General features: G+C 38.6%; 18 protein-coding genes. 6 read left to right on the top strand and 12 right to left on the bottom strand.

All coding sequences use genetic code 11. The annotated features are described in order from the left end of the window. Window positions 1–52: 52 nt before the first annotated feature. A complete protein-coding gene (locus F1737_RS08545) occupies window positions 53–694 on the bottom strand; it encodes an NAD(P)H-dependent oxidoreductase (protein WP_317136165.1) in 642 nt (213 codons plus the stop codon). An 88-nt stretch (window positions 695–782) separates the two neighbouring features. Further along, the gene (locus tag F1737_RS08540) at window positions 783–1958 is read right to left on the bottom strand and encodes an aminotransferase-like domain-containing protein (RefSeq protein ID WP_317137888.1); all 1176 of its coding nucleotides are present in this window, start codon (window positions 1956–1958) and stop codon (window positions 783–785) included. Window positions 1959–2066: 108 nt separating this feature from the next. Here F1737_RS08540 and F1737_RS08535 point away from each other — a divergent pair, with 108 nt between their 5' ends. Beyond that, window positions 2067–2909, top strand: a complete 843-nt coding sequence (locus F1737_RS08535; RefSeq protein WP_317136164.1) for a 4Fe-4S dicluster domain-containing protein — start codon at window positions 2067–2069, stop codon at window positions 2907–2909. Window positions 2910–2975: 66 nt separating this feature from the next. Continuing rightward, window positions 2976–4100: an aminotransferase class I/II-fold pyridoxal phosphate-dependent enzyme gene (locus F1737_RS08530; protein WP_317136163.1), complete on the top strand. Its 1125-nt coding sequence runs from the start codon at window positions 2976–2978 to the stop codon at window positions 4098–4100. Between the two features lie 24 nt (window positions 4101–4124). Here F1737_RS08530 and F1737_RS08525 read toward each other — a convergent pair whose 3' ends face one another. Next, on the bottom strand, window positions 4125–4769 hold the full coding sequence (locus F1737_RS08525) for a trimeric intracellular cation channel family protein (protein ID WP_317136162.1): 645 nt from the start codon (window positions 4767–4769) through the stop codon (window positions 4125–4127). 160 nt (window positions 4770–4929) lie between these two features. Between F1737_RS08525 and F1737_RS08520 the strand changes: the two genes are divergently transcribed. From F1737_RS08520 to eif1A, 3 genes are all read left to right on the top strand, one after another. Beyond that, a complete protein-coding gene (locus F1737_RS08520; RefSeq protein WP_317136161.1) occupies window positions 4930–5253 on the top strand; it encodes a DUF134 domain-containing protein in 324 nt (107 codons plus the stop codon). Between the two features lie 89 nt (window positions 5254–5342). Then, window positions 5343–5582, top strand: coding sequence for a DUF5320 domain-containing protein (locus F1737_RS08515; RefSeq protein ID WP_317136160.1), 240 nt, complete (start codon window positions 5343–5345; stop codon window positions 5580–5582). A 237-nt stretch (window positions 5583–5819) separates the two neighbouring features. After that, window positions 5820–6149, top strand: a complete 330-nt coding sequence (eif1A, locus tag F1737_RS08510; protein ID WP_317136159.1) for a translation initiation factor eIF-1A — start codon at window positions 5820–5822, stop codon at window positions 6147–6149. 193 nt (window positions 6150–6342) lie between these two features. Here eif1A and F1737_RS08505 read toward each other — a convergent pair whose 3' ends face one another. From F1737_RS08505 to F1737_RS08475, 7 genes are all read right to left on the bottom strand, one after another. Continuing rightward, window positions 6343–7149 (bottom strand): DUF7289 family protein, encoded by an 807-nt coding sequence (locus tag F1737_RS08505; protein WP_317136158.1) that lies wholly within the window; start codon window positions 7147–7149, stop codon window positions 6343–6345. Then, on the bottom strand, window positions 7149–7610 hold the full coding sequence (locus F1737_RS08500) for a hypothetical protein (RefSeq protein ID WP_317136157.1): 462 nt from the start codon (window positions 7608–7610) through the stop codon (window positions 7149–7151). The genes F1737_RS08505 and F1737_RS08500 overlap by 1 nt, the downstream gene beginning before the upstream one ends. Continuing rightward, the gene (locus F1737_RS08495; RefSeq protein WP_317136156.1) at window positions 7576–7971 is read right to left on the bottom strand and encodes a hypothetical protein; all 396 of its coding nucleotides are present in this window, start codon (window positions 7969–7971) and stop codon (window positions 7576–7578) included. The genes F1737_RS08500 and F1737_RS08495 overlap by 35 nt, the downstream gene beginning before the upstream one ends. Further along, window positions 7959–8483, bottom strand: a complete 525-nt coding sequence (locus F1737_RS08490; RefSeq protein ID WP_317136155.1) for a DUF7288 family protein — start codon at window positions 8481–8483, stop codon at window positions 7959–7961. The genes F1737_RS08495 and F1737_RS08490 overlap by 13 nt, the downstream gene beginning before the upstream one ends. Continuing rightward, window positions 8477–9523 carry a DUF7287 family protein gene (locus F1737_RS08485; protein ID WP_456301631.1) on the bottom strand — a complete coding sequence of 349 codons (1047 nt, stop codon included), beginning with the start codon at window positions 9521–9523 and terminating at the stop codon, window positions 8477–8479. The genes F1737_RS08490 and F1737_RS08485 overlap by 7 nt, the downstream gene beginning before the upstream one ends. Window positions 9524–9554: 31 nt before the next feature. After that, window positions 9555–10118, bottom strand: a complete 564-nt coding sequence (locus F1737_RS08480; protein ID WP_317136153.1) for a hypothetical protein — start codon at window positions 10116–10118, stop codon at window positions 9555–9557. A gap of 136 nt (window positions 10119–10254) precedes the next feature. Further along, window positions 10255–11514 carry a DUF1015 domain-containing protein gene (locus F1737_RS08475; protein WP_317136152.1) on the bottom strand — a complete coding sequence of 420 codons (1260 nt, stop codon included), beginning with the start codon at window positions 11512–11514 and terminating at the stop codon, window positions 10255–10257. Window positions 11515–11787: 273 nt separating this feature from the next. On the opposite strand from F1737_RS08475, the gene rimI reads away from it, so the two are divergent. Next, window positions 11788–12252 (top strand): ribosomal protein S18-alanine N-acetyltransferase, encoded by a 465-nt coding sequence (gene rimI / locus F1737_RS08470; RefSeq protein WP_317136151.1) that lies wholly within the window; start codon window positions 11788–11790, stop codon window positions 12250–12252. 712 nt (window positions 12253–12964) lie between these two features. Here the strand turns inward: rimI and F1737_RS08465 are convergent. Beyond that, entirely contained in the window at window positions 12965–14335 is a 1371-nt protein-coding gene (locus tag F1737_RS08465) for an MBOAT family O-acyltransferase (protein ID WP_317136150.1), read from the bottom strand. A gap of 77 nt (window positions 14336–14412) precedes the next feature. Beyond that, the gene (locus F1737_RS08460; RefSeq protein ID WP_317136149.1) at window positions 14413–15510 is read right to left on the bottom strand and encodes a hypothetical protein; all 1098 of its coding nucleotides are present in this window, start codon (window positions 15508–15510) and stop codon (window positions 14413–14415) included. Window positions 15511–15527: the final 17 nt, after the last annotated feature.

Genomic DNA, 15527 nt, shown 5'->3' with positions numbered 1-15527 from the left:
GTAAATTAATTAAAATAAAAAAAGCAGGAAATTAAAAAAAGATTCCCCATATTCAGAGTGCTTTAAGATATGTTTCAAACCTTTCAAGTTCACTTTTAACTCTTTCTTCATTCATCACCGATGCTTTGTAGACGAGAAAATGGTCCAGAACTTCCATTCCTGTAAACTCAAATGTTGCATGCCACAGTGTCATTAAATGGACATCGAGATCTCCGTGAAGTCCGTATCTTGTGTAAAGTTCCTCAGATGATCCGACTGTTGATGATATGAGCGCCTTTTTTCCGGCCAGATGACCAGTGTCGTAGAGTTTGTTATCATAGAGGTTCACGACAAAGCCCTGTAAAAATACACGCTCTATCCATCCCTTCATGATTGCCGGACAACTGCTCCACCATAACGGGAACTGAAAGATTAACAGATCTGCCCATTTTACCTTCTCAGTTTCCTCTTCAATATCGCTTCTTAATGTGCCGTTGTCATAGGCATGCATCTGTTCTTTTGGGATCACAAGTTTATCCTTGTCAACCCTGTCTGTGAAATCATCGCCGTCAAGTGCTGCCTTGAATTTCATTGCATAGAGATCAGAGACTTTTACATTGTGCCCCTCTTTTGAAAGCACCTCAACAGCTTTGTTTTTTAATGTTCCGTTTAGCGATTTAGGCTCAGGATGAGCATATATTATTAAAACATTCATAAATTTCTCCCCCCGTTTTAAATTTGTATAAAGGCCCTTTGGCAGTTTAAAAAATGGTATTAAATATATATGAATGTATTTCCAAAAATCACATGTTCAAAAAGGCCTTTGCAAGCCTTTCCATACCCTCTTTAATGTTCTCCTCATCAGGTGCGGAGAAATTGAGCCTTATTGTGTCATGACCGCCTTTTCCTGTGTAAAAAGGAACTCCCGGAAGAACAGCAACTCTCTGCCTTAACCCCTCTTCAAAAAGTTTTATTGAGTCCATTCCTTCGGGGAGTGTTATCAGCATAAACATTCCACCTTTCGGGTCAGTTCTGACAACCGAATCCGGAAGCATCTCATCTGCAAGTTCACACATAAGCCTGCAATGGCGCTGGTAGACTTCTGTTATCTTTTTTATATGTGCATCAAGGTCTGTTGTTTCAAGGTAGCGGTGGATGATCTTCTGGCAGAGGAAATTTGAATGAAGGTCTGCCGCCTGTTTTGCCGCATCAAAGGTGCGGATAACTTTTACCGGTGCATATATCCATCCGATTCTCATACCGGGAGCTATTATCTTTGAGAATGAACCGCTTATGATACCGTTGTCTCCTGCGAATTTTTTAACCGGCACAATTGGTTTGTTGTCAAATGCCAGTTCTCCGAATGCATCGTCCTCGTAAAAAACAGTGTCTGTCCCTGATACAATCTCTCCTATTGCCCTTCTTTTATCGGTTGAATATGTTCTTCCCGAAGGATTCTGAAAATTAGGGATGCCGTAGAAAAATTTCGGGCTGAAGTCTTTTACAAGAGATGAAAACTCTTCAATAACCGGTCCGTCATCTTCGAGTGAAATTCCGTGAAATACAGGTTCATAAAGTGAAAATGCCTCTATTGCTCCAAGGTATCCGGGTTTTTCAAGACCTACATGATCACCTTTGTTTAAGAATATCTTTGCAACGAGATCAAGGCACTGCTGCGAACCGTTTACAATTCTGATTTCATCAGCTGTTGCATTAAGTCCGAGCCTTTTGTTATAGCGGTCTGCAATATACTGACGAAGGGGCAGATATCCGTCGGTTGTTGTGTACTGGAGTGCCTCTTCCCCTTCATTCGTCATAACATCAATTGCAGCCTCTTTAATTCCTTTTACATCTATTAATCTGGAATTAGGGAGTCCTCCTGCAAAAGAGATTATGTCCGGAACTGAGGATACGGCAAAAAGCCTGTCCAGAAAAGACTCCGGCAGATTCATCATCCTGTCCGCAAATGCATAGTTCATAACTAATGTTTTGGCGTTTTTCATTTTAAAGTGAATGATGGTTTTGCAGTGTTACAGGTGTCGTGTTGAATAGTTTATTGTCCCTTCAGCTAAAATTTAGTAATAATCATGAGCACGAAAAAATCAGGAATACTAAAATCGAACGAAAAATTTTATCGGACTATCAGAATCCGCTGCCCTGCCGGATACCTTGATTCCGATGCTCTTGGTAAAATCTCTGAGCTTTCAAAAAAATACGGAAACGGTGAAGTGTGTCTGACTTCACGTCTGAGTGTTGAAATCCCTTATGTGAATGTTGAATATGCAGATGATGCAAAGGCGGAAATTGAGGATGCAGGTCTTGTTGTCGGCGGGACAGGGCCTGTTGTAAGAGCCGTTTTTGCATGCAAAGGAACTTTCTGCCCTCACGGGATTGTGGATACAAGAAAAATTGCATCGGAAATTGAGGAAAAATACGGAGGCATGAAACTGCCTGTGAAGATTAAAACCGGTGTTTCAGGCTGTCCCAACAACTGCGGGAAGGCACAGTTCAATGACATAGGCTTTATTGCATATTCAGTACCGGAAGTTGCCGGAGATTCGTGCAATGAATGCGGAAAGTGTGTTTCGGCCTGCAAGGAAGATGCTGTTTCACTTGAGGATTCAGTTGTATCAGTTAATTATGAGAGATGTATCTCCTGTGGTGACTGCATCACGGCATGCAAGAAGGAGAACATCATATCAAAGGAGTCAGGGGTCAGAGTTTATCTCGGAGGGCGTGCAGGACGGAGACTGATTTTTGGAAAAGAGTACAAAAGACCCCTAAAAGAAGAGAACTGCATAAAAGTTGCGGGTCTTGTGATTGATTACGTAAAAGAAAACGGACGCGAGGGTGTAAGACTCGGTCAGCTCATTTTGGACGACGGATTTGAAAAGCTGGAAAAATATCTTGATGATAACCTTTCCTTCTAAAAAATGCCTTTTTTTCGTAAAAGATCCTTTAATTATTTATTTTTTTAAAACAACCTTATTCACCTGATGAAGATTAATGAATTCCTTCTTGAACGGTATCTTGCTGAATATGAGTTTTCCGCACCTCATCTTCTCTGTACTTCCGACTGCGAGTCTTTATCAATAAAAGAACTGCTCTCATATGAGGAGGGTGCACTTGATGATTTTCTCTCACAAAGGTTAAGCTACACTGAATCCCGTGGACATCCTGATTTAAGAGAGGAGATATCAAAACTGTATGATTCTGTCTTGCCCGATGATGTCATTACATTTGCCGGTGCGGAAGAAGGAATTTTTGTTTTCATGAATGCTTTTCTAAAAGAGGGTGATCATGTTATTGCTTTGTATCCGGCATACCAGTCGCTCTATGAAATAGCCCGTGCAATAGGTTGTGATGTGACATTCTGGGAAATTTCCGATGAAAATGGCTGGAAACCTGACTTTGAAGCTTTGAAAAGGAGTATAAGGGATAATACAAAGGCAATCATCATCAACACCCCTCACAATCCGACAGGCTTTAATTTTACAGAAGAAGAGCTAAGGGAACTTGCGGATATTGCAGGTGAAACAGGCATATGTATATTTTCTGATGAGGTTTACCGCGGGATTGAATATGATGAAAAGGACAGACTGCCCGGAATTGTCGATATTTATGGAAAGGGTGTATCAGTAGGTGTAATGTCTAAGGCGTATGGTCTTGCAGGGCTCAGGATTGGGTGGCTTGTCCTTAAAGACAGTGATATGACGCTCCGTGTTGCATCATTTAAGGATTATACAACCATCTGCAGCAGTGCTCCTTCGGAATTTTTATCAACAGTTGCGCTTCGGAACAGGGATCGGGTAATTGAGAGAAATCTAAGCATAATCCGGGAAAACCTTGCTCTTCTCGATGAATTTTTTGAAAAACATTCCGGTCTCTTTGAATGGGTACGGCCAAAGGCAGGTTCTATCGGATTTGTGCGTCTGAAGACAGGTGAGAGTGCGGAAAAGTTTTGCAGGGATGTTGTAGAAAAGGCAGGGGTTCTCCTTCTCCCGTCAGTTGTTTACCAGTATGGTGACAGTCATTTCAGGATCGGGTTTGGCAGATATGATATGAAAGAATCCCTGCAAAAATTTGAGGAGTATTTGTCGGATAAACATCCTTCTTTTTGAGGAATACCCTGAAAAATATTTTTTTTAGTTTTCACTCTCTTTTCCGGCAAATAAAAGCCATTTTGGAAATGTCAGATTCCACCTTATTGCAGCAACCCTTATTATCACGACAACCGCTATTGCAGTTATTGTGTTAATTGTTGTTGCATTTGGGAAGAGCTGTATCATGATGACGTAGAGAATTCCTCCAATAAGGATTGGGGTTGCGTAGAGGTCATTTTTTAATATCAGATTGGGTCTGTCTGCAAGTATATCCCGCATTATACCTCCGGTGATGCCGGTAATTAAGCCCATGATAACCGCAACGGCAGGGGTATATCCTAAAAGAAGTGTCTTGTCTATTGCCTGAACATTAAAGAGTGCAACACCGACCGCGTCAAGATGGAGGAGCGGCTTATAAGTTTTCCAGAAATAATCCTCCATGAAAAAGGCGATTATTGCCGCAGTTGTTGCTATCCACACATAATTGAAGTTTTGGATCCAGAAGACAGGTGCGTCAATTATGACATCTCTTAGTGTTCCTCCTCCAAAAGCTGTCACAAGGCCGATTACAATTATTCCAAAGAGATCCATTCCTTTTTTAGCGCCTGCTAAAACACCTGTAATTGCAAATACGGCAATTCCTATTGTGCCTATAAGGTAGTCGGGAGCAAAGAGTGCAAGGCTCATATTTTTATTGAATATAATTTGTTATTATAAGTATAAAATGAATAGATGATGATAATGAAATCCTTTGAATAAAAAAAATCAGGGTCACCTTTACAAATTTATAACGGGAATTGTTATGAACAATCTATAAATTTTATATGAATCCAGGGGCTGACAAACCATGAACACGGACGGACACGGACAGGGGCGGCGCAGGAGAGGACGCGGAAGGCCGCGTGGAAGCAGAAACATTGAGTTTCCATATAAGTGCAACCGTTTTGTGCCTGATGAGACATTTGAGCCGGACGATGAACCTGTAATACTATATTATGATGAGCTTGAGGCGCTGAGGCTTGTGGATCTCAATGATCTTGATCAGGAGCAGGCGGCAGCATCACTTGGTATTTCAAGGAGAACGCTGTGGACTGATCTTCACCGTGCCAGAAAAAAAGTTGCAGATGCTATCGTGAACGGAAAAACAATCAGCATAGTTTTTGAAAAATAAGACTAATTCTCTGTTTTATTCTGCCCCAAAAGATACTTTATTATTGCTCATATGTGCAATTAATGGTATAACAAAGGAGGTAACAAAAAATGCCGGGATTAGATAAAACTGGCCCTTTGGGAAAAGGGAGCATGACAGGAAGAAGACTTGGTGAATGCACAGGTGCCGGTGGTAGTGAGGAAATAAAAGATGTTTCACAATCTCCGTTTGGCACGGGTTCTGAAAATCAGAACACAAATCCTGACTTTTACGGGGTGGGACGCGGAGGTCGTCCACGGGGATGTGGAAACGGATTTTGTGGCGGACGGGGTGTAAAGAGGCGGATTTAACAGGTCCGATTAATTTACGTGAAAAAAAGCCAAAAAAATTTGTTTAGCACGAAACCCAAAAATCAATTTTTTGCCAAAATGGAAAAACAGGGATTTTTCCGTTCTGATTTTTAGAGAATTTCTTTTTTTCAAACTCTTATGGACAATATTATCCTATATGTTTAAAGGAGTCTGCAGATAATGTAGGTATAACAAGAATTGATATATTTCATTAGAGCTAATATATAGAAACTGGAGTTGAAATTTCTGGCTTATAACGGCAAAAAAAAAAGTGGAAGCAATACCGGGAATGACGTAATCGTCAGGGTTCGTCTTCCAAATAAAAGAAACAGAGAACAGTTTGCCACAGCTGACCTCATGCTCGGAGCAAACCACATAAGGGTTAGATGCTATGACGGTGTTACCCGTACCGGCAGGATTAAGGGTAAGATCAAGAAACGTGTCTGGATTCGTGAAGGCGATGTATTAATTGTCGTTCCGTGGGACTTCCAGGATGAAAAGTGCGATATCATATACAGATATACAAAGCCGCAGGTCGAGTGGCTTATGAAAAATAATTATCTTTAATTTTTTAGTTTAATTTAAAGCAAAAAAGCTTATTCCATAATAAAACAGGACTGAATGAAGACCTGACAAATTCATCCTGTATTTTTTTGGTATTTATAACGGCTGTCTTCATTTATGTTTTATTGACAACAAAGTTTGACAAACAATTCTGAAAAATTTAATTTTAGGGTTTTAAAGAAAATTAAGAGAAGATTTAGAGATTTTCTATTTTGATTGTATACTCTTTTAAGACCAGTCGTTCAACACCGTTAATCTGATAAGAATTACCAGACGGGCTAAAACCGTCCTGTAAAACTGAATCACCGGTCAGGTAATTCTTCCATGCAAGCGAATAATCATCATCAGGATCAGGTTCATATTTTACTCTTACAGTCTGTGAGACTCCAAGTGATGCAATAAAATTTATGTCTGCCTTTGTTTCAGGTTTATCAAGCATGCTCATCTGAAGGTTTCCGATGCCGCCGAGAGAGTACTCCCTGTCTGCCTTTATTTTAATCAGGGACATTACAAGGGTTTTTGTGGAATCATCAAAGAACCATCTCGGTTCTGCGACCATTGCAGAACCTGTCTGAAACTTCTGCCTTGAAACAAGTGCCCCGTTTTGAATGGAAAGGACAGTGTCACCTTCTCCTGATGTGTATCTGAGTGCACCCGGAGCAAATTCATAATCCACATTTGCTCCCGCAGTGTCCGGATAAGAGATGGTAAACTTTTCAACCGAATTGCCATTGTCGATTGCATCCAGAAAACCGCCTGAAACACGTATTGAAATATCCCTGTAAGGCACATTGCTGAATGTAAGAATTTTCATCTCGTTTTGCAGCGTAATCATGGTCTGTTCCATTGTTCTCTCATCAGAGCTTATCTGTGATTCAAGAAGCAGCGGGTATCCGTAAAGAGTTACCATTGCAATCCCTGTCAGGACGATTGAAAACATGATGATAAATCCTATTGCTTCGGATACTCCACTCTCATCGGGTTTTTTAAAATTATGATTCATTATACTCCTCCTGAGTCATAGGTGATCCGGTTAATTCCTGAACCTGTCGTATTTCCGGTAACCGCCCTTGTGGCTCCGATTCCGCCTATTGATATTATGGACTTGGTATTTCCATCCGTTACAATTATTCTTTGTGACGCTCCTGTCTGGAGAGGGTCAAGCTTTACATTATATTCCTTTTCTGCTACATCATCCGGAAGATCAAATTTTGTCATAATACGTCCGTTTTCCGGCGAAATTACATAAATGTCCACAATCCTTGTGCTGACGCCGTTTCCGATATCAGTAAATGAGTGATATTTCAGGGTATCTGACGGGCCTTCAATTAAAAGGGCATTTGTGACAAGCATGACAAGGACAAACATCGCTATCAGGACTGCGGTTATGTTGATGTACTCAACAATCGTGCTTACTGCTTCTTCAGGATCATATCTTTTTTGGCAGAAGGTAGGTCTCGTCATAAGATGTCACTCCGTTGTTGAAATGGATGACCACTTCGGTGTATTCATAATAGATGTCATTGAATTTGTTCAGATCATAGCTGTATGTGACAACAGCGTTTTCCCTGTCAAGTGAAAGAAGAGAGATGTCTTTTTGAAGTCCTGTCAGATCCTTGCCCTCATTTATATTTCTCCTGACACTGTCGAGAATTTCTTCTCTGATGTCAATAATCTCATTTTTTGGAAATTCAATTATGCCTTCGGATGTGGTCTGCCCGACAAGGACAGACTGGTTGAGTATAATTGCAAGAAAGAGTATCCCGACACTTACAATAAATCCCATCAGGACAATCCACTGGCCTTCATCATTCATTCTCTCCATAGCAAAACCTCCACTCTTACAACTCTGTCTGATCCTTTATATTCAGTGTTCACATATCGTCCGCATCTTATTGCAGGCCTTTTTGCAGGATTGTCCGAACTGATAACCGGATCACTGAAATCATCAGATTCAATTATGTCTCCGTTTCGGTAGTATATTTTTGAGCTGTAACTTATCGAATCAACGATATATGTCGCACCCGTGCCTTTTTTCAGGAGTTCTTTTAGTCTAAGCCCAAACTGCTCTTTTGCAGCGGCTGCTGTTGCTCCTCCGGCACTCATATTTTTAACGAGTGTTTCAAGCTGGCTTGTTTCGTCTGCCGAATTCTTTGTATCCATTACAAGCAGGGCATCATCTCCCATCTGCTTAAGCTGCATGTCGGAAATATGCACATCCCCGGGTGTTAGGACCATGCCTGTTCCAAGGACAATATAAGCTGTTGCAACCATCAAAAGAGCGGCGGTAAGGCCCTCTATTGTAAACAGCTGGCCTGAATCATCCAGACTTACCATATGCAGACCTCCAAAACGCCGTTTTTAAGATTCGGGTCTGTCATGTAAGGGTATCCGTATCCGTAAGGGATTCCTCCCGAATCTTCTGTTGAGATGTAATAATGCTGAACTGAATCATCATCCACAAAATTGAATTTAAAGGCAAAAACAATCTTCAGCTCTGAGTTTACCTCTGATGAAAACAAAAGAGGCGGGCGTAGGGTATAGCTGATTGTTGATTTGTCCTCCATATCCGGGATTGTGTCAGCCATTTTGTGCTGTACTCCATCAATGTAGAAGAGATATGTATTGTTTTCAAAGATATTGTAAGGCCTGTTTACGATAACCCCGTCCTTTACAAAATATGCATTTTTAAAAATTACATTAGTAATGTCTGACTGATTGAGACTTTCTGAAAAATCATTTATTGTAAATGTAATGGGATCGTATTTTGGCTGTATCCTGTATGCCGGGGAAATCTCCCTGTCATAGATTTCAGAATAACTCAGGTTAAACACAAAAGTGGTGTCAATTGATGTGATGTTATTATGGCTTTGATTATAGTTTCCTGAGGAAACATCTGCCCTGCTGTAATCCTTGATTTTTACAAGGCGTTTCATATATCCGTATTTTACTTCCGGAAGCGGCTGTCCTGTAAAATAGGCATTTTCGCCATCCACTCTTAGTGATATATTATATGAATAGGGAATTTCGCCGAATATTGCCTTTTGCCTGTAATCATCCGGTGTGAATTCAAATCCTTCTTTTTGATTGAAAAATTTCTCTATTTTCTCTCTTGAAAGGATATTGGGAGTTTCCGATGAGATCGAGAGGCCGAGACGTTCGATCTCATTCTTCCTGCTTTCCCTCTTTTGCTCCCATGCAGGATCAAAAGGCCAGCCGGGGTCTTCTGCAAGAATCACTGACGTTCTGTATGCAACGGCATCATAGTCAATTGAAGTACTCTGGAGATTTATCAGAAATCCCGGAATCATATTCAAAACAAGTATGAATGCAACAATGAATATTGAAAATCCAACAAGAAAATCTACGGATAATATTCCCTCATCATCTGTTTTTCTAAGTTTCAGGTCAGATCACGTCCCCTGTTATTGAATCGAAATCTGCTGTTGTACTTATTGACTGGCCGGAACCTGAAATACGGTATCTGCCGTCTTTTAAAATTACTTCGGTTGTTCCTGTTTCATTTAGTAATTTTATTATTTCAGCCTGATTTTTTGAGTAAAGCTCTTTTGGGAGAATTATCTCATCCATAATTATGATGCTGTCTCCCATCGGACCGGGCCAGTCTCTTTCTTCCCAGCCTGTTCTTGAATATGAGAGAAGTGAGGGTTTTCCTTCCCTTTTAATTCCTATTATCCAGAAATCCGCTGCACCTGATTCATCAGCGCCGCTACCCATTATCTGATGATATGTAATATTTCCGCCCTCTATGAATCCGTCTTCTATTGAGTAGTTGAGAATTTTAATGGCGTCTTTTAGGTATATTTTGTCATCGACACTTTTATTCGCTGAAAAAGCGTCAAATCCGGCGGTCTTTTCAGCCACCGGAGTGTCATCTCCAGAACCAAGGCATCCTGATGTGAAAATAACGGTTGAAGCGATTATTATTAACGTAAAAAACCATTTATTCAAGAGATTTGACCTCCGTTTCCGGGAGATAATTAAGGCCGGATAAATCACTATATTGGCTGTTTAAAATAAAGTTATTGCTATCCGGAAATTCCTGGAAAAAATTTTGATATTTTTGTGTATTTTTTTATTGATTATTTCAGTCGAGTGTATGAATCACAAGACCTGAGAGAAGTTTTGGTTCAAACCAGGTTGATTTTGGTGGCATGACATTTCCTTCATCTGCTATTTTAAGCACAGACTCAACTTTTACAGGCTGCATTGAAAATGCGGCGGCAAAAGAACCGCTGTCAACTCTTGTTTCAAGGTCTGCAAGAGGCCTTGCCCCGCCTAAGTATTCAAGACGTGGATCGGCACGTGGGTCGGTTATCTTTAACATGTCTTCCATAACCGTTTTCTGAATTGCAGAAACGTCGAGTGACTCAATTGCGTCATCAGGGTTTTCGACCGGGGATGAAATCTCATACCATTTCCCTTTGAGGTACATGTGGAATACATGTAAGGGTGTTTTTGATTCTTTAAGTGGTGGGATGCGGAATACCGTGTCGTCAATTTCCCCGTATTCCTTTACGTCAAATTTTTTGGCAAGTTCATTAATGAATGATTCAGGAGTATATTCACCAAGATCTTTCACAAGTCTTGAGTAACCGTGAACTTTTACCCTTGATTCAGCAAAAATTACCGCCATAAAGCGTTCTGCTTCTTCTGTAATTCTGCCTTCTTCACGTCTTTTCTCTGCAACATTTACTGATGACTTTGCACGGTGGTGTCCGTCTGCGATATAGAGTGCATCAACGCCTTCAAACATTTCCTGAATCTTTAATATTGCATCTTTGTCGTAAACGGGAAAGACTTCATGAACAACTCCTGAATCAACTTTTGCGAGTGAATCGGGTTCGCCTTTTGGAATAAGGGATTCAATATACGGGAAAATTTCTCCCGGATCACGGTATAGAAGGACAACAAGACCTGTGTTGGCGTTTGTTGTGTCGATGTGTTTTGTCCTGTCCTCCTCTTTTTCGTACCGTGTGTGTTCGTGGCGTTTGATTTTATTTTCTTCGTAGTCTTTTACTGAAACATTAGCTACAAAGCCGGTGTATATTGATCCGCCCTGTTTTACACGGTACACGTATATTCCCGGTTCTGAGTCTCTTAACAATGAGCCTTCAGAGACCATTTTTTCAAGGTTTTTCTTTGCTGTTTCATAGACAATGTCGGCATTTGGGCTGACTCCGGGCATTGTTGCTTCTGAACGTATAACTTTCATGAAGCTTTTGGGATTGTTCTCGATGCATTCCCTTGCTTCTTCTGTGCTTACAACGTCGTAAGGTACCGATGCTATCTTTTCGGCTTCTCCTATTTTTGGCCTTAAGGCCGGAAAACTGTATATCTTAACCATAGGTCTTAATTCCCCTTTGGAGTACTCTCTTATTATTTAATTCTTTAATTAGATATGAGTATCCGACTAAAGTGAAGTCATGATATAATATCTCTAAAAATAATATCTTAAAAATTCTTAGGGGTGAGCATAATTGAGATTTGAGACAGATTTAATAAATGGCCCCGTTCTCTTAGAATATCCGGAAAAATTTAGTTCTGTCCAAAAATTATACTCTGGTTTAAAGTAATGGCTGAATAAATAGTTAATCCGCAAATTATTAGGTAGTTTTTAATGTCTGTTGAAAATATAACGATAAGGCGTGCAAAAAAGGCTGATCTCTCGGTTATAAACAATATTGAAAAGCAGCTTTTCACCGACCCCTGGGATGAATCAGCTTTTCTGGATGCGCTGTTTTTTTATCAAAATACTTTTTTTGTTGCTGAGGAAAACGGAAAAATTCTCGGGTTTGTCATAGCAGGAATTGAGGATACCGGAGAAGCGATCTATGGTCATATTATGAATATTGCAACCGTTCCGGAGTGCAGGAATCAGGGTCTTGGCGGGAGACTCATGCAGAGAATTGAGTTTGAATGTCTTGTTCTCGGAACAGAAGGGGTACAGCTTGAAGTAAGGGTTTCAAATAAAGAGGCACAGAGATTTTATCAGAAGATGGGATATTCCCAGGTTTTCGTCATTGGTGGCTATTACAGTGACGGTGAAGATGCAATTTTAATGATGAAGTGGTTTGATAATTAAGGATTTCACAAATCAATCAACAGATTATCGAAAAAAAGCAATAGAAATAAATCTGCATCTTTTTTTAAGAAGGTCTTCACTTATTGGGTGGTTTTTTTGGTTTCTTATCTGAGAAAATTAATTACCGGTATTCTGAAATGAGAGATCTTTTCACGGGACGTGCAGGTTCCTTTCTGGAAAAAAGATCCTTCATTTTTTAGAATCTGGTAATAATTCCTTTGTGGGTGACTTTTTTTATGGATATTTCTGGTGATTTTGTCATTAATGTAATGGATTAGAGGATTATTACAGGATTTCAGATAATCTTTTTTGATTTTACTGCACATGGCAGTTGCTATTATCCGGTTTTCTGGTTTCATGTTTGATTTATGGACAGTGTTTTTCTGACATTTTTGATTTAAAACCTGGAAAATATCCTGTGATTTTTGATTTATCAGGTATATTCCGGATTTAAATGAATGTTCTATCTTATTACTTTTTGGCCTGTTTAAATCCTTTATCGTGTATTAACAAATAATTTGTAAATCTACACATTTGTTAACACCATACTTTAATTTTGTATTATTTGATATATATTTTGTTATTTTAAACTGCTAAATGTCAGGTCCGGATTGTCAATTGTTATAAGGAACCTGGTAATAATTTAGAAAAAATTTTGTTTGAGGTCTGTGTCTTAATTGTCTGTGGTCTGCTTTAGTCTTTTTTTCCTGTTTTAAAAAGTAAAATATATGAATTCTGGTGTTTTTGGTGGCATTAGCCAGAATATTGAAAAAACTATGATCAGGACATACAAAAACCATTTTCTTAAATTCAGCAGAGCAAAATATTCAATCCAGTCATATGTGATAAAGTGGAAAATGTATGATGATAATTTTTTGTTAATTGAAATAGCGTAAAGCAAAGCAACTAAAATTAATCCTCCAATGAAAAGGATTAATTGTATCGATTTTTGAAAATCAAAATCAAAGATAATGAATTTTTCGAGACAATAGAGAAGATTAGTTGGATCTCCTACGCGAAATATAAGCCATCCAAGGAAGACAAAATACTGTGTAATAAGTATTTTTGTAAGAATTCCCGCATATGATTTATTCAGAAACTGACTATTCTGTCCGATTTTTAAATCTTTTCCAAGTAATTTATGAATCGTTAGCAAAAGTCCGTGATAACCTCCCCATAATACAAAATTCCAGGCAGCACCGTGCCACAAACCGCAAATTAGCCAGGTGACATTCAGATTAATGTAGGTTCTTATGTGGCCTTTTCTGTTACCACCAAGTGGAATATAGAGATAATCACGAATGAATCTGCTAAGAGTTATATGCCACCTGTGCCAGAACTCAGTAGGACTTTGTGTTAAATACGGACGCAGGAAGTTTTGCGGAAGTCTGAATCCGAGAATCCTGGCTGTACCGATTGCAATATCCGTATAACCTGAAAAATCACAATAAATCTGAATACCAAATAGAAATGTTGCGAAAATGATTATGATTGAAGGTAAGCCAATTGGTTTGTCAAGATAAATATTAACAACAGGAGCTAAACTATCTGCTATTACTACTTTTTTAAAGATACCCCATAAAATAAGTGTTATACCAAACTGTAAATTTTCAGGTGTGATAATTACTTTATTTTTTAACTGAGGCAGAAATTCACTCGCCCGGACAATCGGGCCGGCAACAAGCTGTGGGAAGAATGAGATAAAAAGAGCATATTCTCTGAGTGATTTGGCAGGTTTGAGCGTACCACGATATAGATCAAATACGTATGAAAGTCCCTGAAATGTATAAAAAGAAATTCCTATTGGCAGAATAATTTTCCAGAAATTAAAATCCTGCCCGGCAATAGTAGAGAATGAACTTAAAAAAAAGTTGAAGTACTTAAAATATCCAAGAACAAGTAATGGTCCGATTGTTCCTATTGCAAGGAAAATTTTTTTTATCCCGTTATTTTTGGCAGAATACGATTTATTTCCACAATAATAGGTAATAAGTGTGACAAAGATTAGAAGGATGAGAAGATTATTGCTTGTATACCAGTAGAAAAAATAACTTGCGATTAAAAGAATCAGATGCTGATACATTTTTCTCCTGATAATTTCAACTGACAATAACACGATGGTCAGAAAAAGAAAAAATTCAATTGAATTAAATAACATTTTTATCCCCCCTCCTGTATTTTTTCAAACAGGAATGAGGCCATATCATTTGAAAATTCTGATTTTCCTTTTGAATTCAGATGAGTGAGATCCCTCATCATCAGAGGGGGGTATCTGGATTCAAAATCAAAATATTCTATTCCTGAATTGTTTAGTATCGAAAAATATTTTTCACGGGTCTTTTGGGGAATTATTTCGGAAAAGTTAGAACGCATGGGCATGTGTATAACAAAAATCCGGATGTCGTTTTGTTTTAACTCTTCAATAATATGTTTTAATGCTTCAACCTGTACAGTATCAGATTCCGGATAATTTATCCTTATATAGTAATATTCATTTTCTTCCTCTAAATTATAATTAAATTTATCAAAAGACCTTTGTTTGTCAATAAATTGCTGATTATAATCAGTTTGACTGTCAATGCTTTTTTGCAGAATGGTTTTGATTTCTGAATCGTCGGGCTGATTTCCCAAATCCAAGGATTTATATTTTATTCCGCTCTTTTTTTCTTTAGCAAATACCAAATCTGTGAGCAATTCCTTAAGTCTGTATCTCTCTTCAAAAAATCCCAGGTATTTATTGAAATAGTTATTTTTGTTTTTTGTGATTATATCCAGCTGTTCTTCACTAAAGTATTCTGTTGAAAACAAACTTTTGGAAAAATTATCGAGGAGATTCCAGTTTTTTCCAATATATTGTAACTGGTATTCACAATTTTGTCCATAATAGCCGTATTGAAAAAAAGAACTACTAATGATGACCATTTTTGGTTTTGCATCAATTATCTTAGGTAAATCTACCAATTTAGTGAAAAATGTGTCGCCGTTAAATGCAAAATTATATACGGGGACTGAGCTATTCAGCTTCAATTTAAGCTGTTCTTCAGTTTGTGAAGCATTAAGGCCGTAATAGAACTGACTTGAACCAATGCAAATTACCGAATTTTCCGGAACAGAATCATATTGGGCCAATATATCTTCTAAATTCCAATCTACAGTTTCTGTATTTACTTTATTAATGAAAATAAAGTAAGAACAAATTGCAATTGAAATCGCAACAATGATTATGGCTGCCAGTTTTGCCTTTTTGCAAAATGTCATAATTCACAATTAGCACT

Origin of the sequence: Methanoplanus sp. FWC-SCC4, from assembly GCF_032878975.1 — an archaeon.
Classification (GTDB): domain Archaea; phylum Halobacteriota; class Methanomicrobia; order Methanomicrobiales; family Methanomicrobiaceae; genus Methanochimaera; species Methanochimaera problematica.
The sequence above is the reverse complement of the archived record's forward strand: the minus strand, read 5'-3'. Positions and strand labels throughout refer to the sequence as shown.

Excerpts from the sequence above, each read along its gene's own strand:
- F1737_RS08545 (WP_317136165.1), bottom strand. The coding sequence starts at position 694 with ATGAATGTTTTAATAATATATGCTCATCCTGAGCCTAAATCGCTAAAC.
- F1737_RS08540 (WP_317137888.1), bottom strand. The coding sequence starts at position 1,958 with ATGAACTATGCATTTGCGGACAGGATGATGAATCTGCCGGAGTCTTTT.
- F1737_RS08535 (WP_317136164.1), top strand. The coding sequence starts at position 2,067 with ATGAGCACGAAAAAATCAGGAATACTAAAATCGAACGAAAAATTTTAT.
- F1737_RS08530 (WP_317136163.1), top strand. The coding sequence starts at position 2,976 with ATGAAGATTAATGAATTCCTTCTTGAACGGTATCTTGCTGAATATGAG.
- F1737_RS08525 (WP_317136162.1), bottom strand. The coding sequence starts at position 4,769 with ATGAGCCTTGCACTCTTTGCTCCCGACTACCTTATAGGCACAATAGGA.
- F1737_RS08520 (WP_317136161.1), top strand. The coding sequence starts at position 4,930 with ATGAACACGGACGGACACGGACAGGGGCGGCGCAGGAGAGGACGCGGA.
- F1737_RS08515 (WP_317136160.1), top strand. The coding sequence starts at position 5,343 with ATGCCGGGATTAGATAAAACTGGCCCTTTGGGAAAAGGGAGCATGACA.
- F1737_RS08505 (WP_317136158.1), bottom strand. The coding sequence starts at position 7,149 with ATGAATCATAATTTTAAAAAACCCGATGAGAGTGGAGTATCCGAAGCA.
- F1737_RS08500 (WP_317136157.1), bottom strand. The coding sequence starts at position 7,610 with ATGACGAGACCTACCTTCTGCCAAAAAAGATATGATCCTGAAGAAGCA.
- F1737_RS08495 (WP_317136156.1), bottom strand. The coding sequence starts at position 7,971 with ATGGAGAGAATGAATGATGAAGGCCAGTGGATTGTCCTGATGGGATTT.
- F1737_RS08490 (WP_317136155.1), bottom strand. The coding sequence starts at position 8,483 with ATGGTAAGTCTGGATGATTCAGGCCAGCTGTTTACAATAGAGGGCCTT.
- F1737_RS08475 (WP_317136152.1), bottom strand. The coding sequence starts at position 11,514 with ATGGTTAAGATATACAGTTTTCCGGCCTTAAGGCCAAAAATAGGAGAA.
- rimI (WP_317136151.1), top strand. The coding sequence starts at position 11,788 with ATGTCTGTTGAAAATATAACGATAAGGCGTGCAAAAAAGGCTGATCTC.
- F1737_RS08465 (WP_317136150.1), bottom strand. The coding sequence starts at position 14,335 with ATGTATCAGCATCTGATTCTTTTAATCGCAAGTTATTTTTTCTACTGG.
- F1737_RS08460 (WP_317136149.1), bottom strand. The coding sequence starts at position 15,510 with ATGACATTTTGCAAAAAGGCAAAACTGGCAGCCATAATCATTGTTGCG.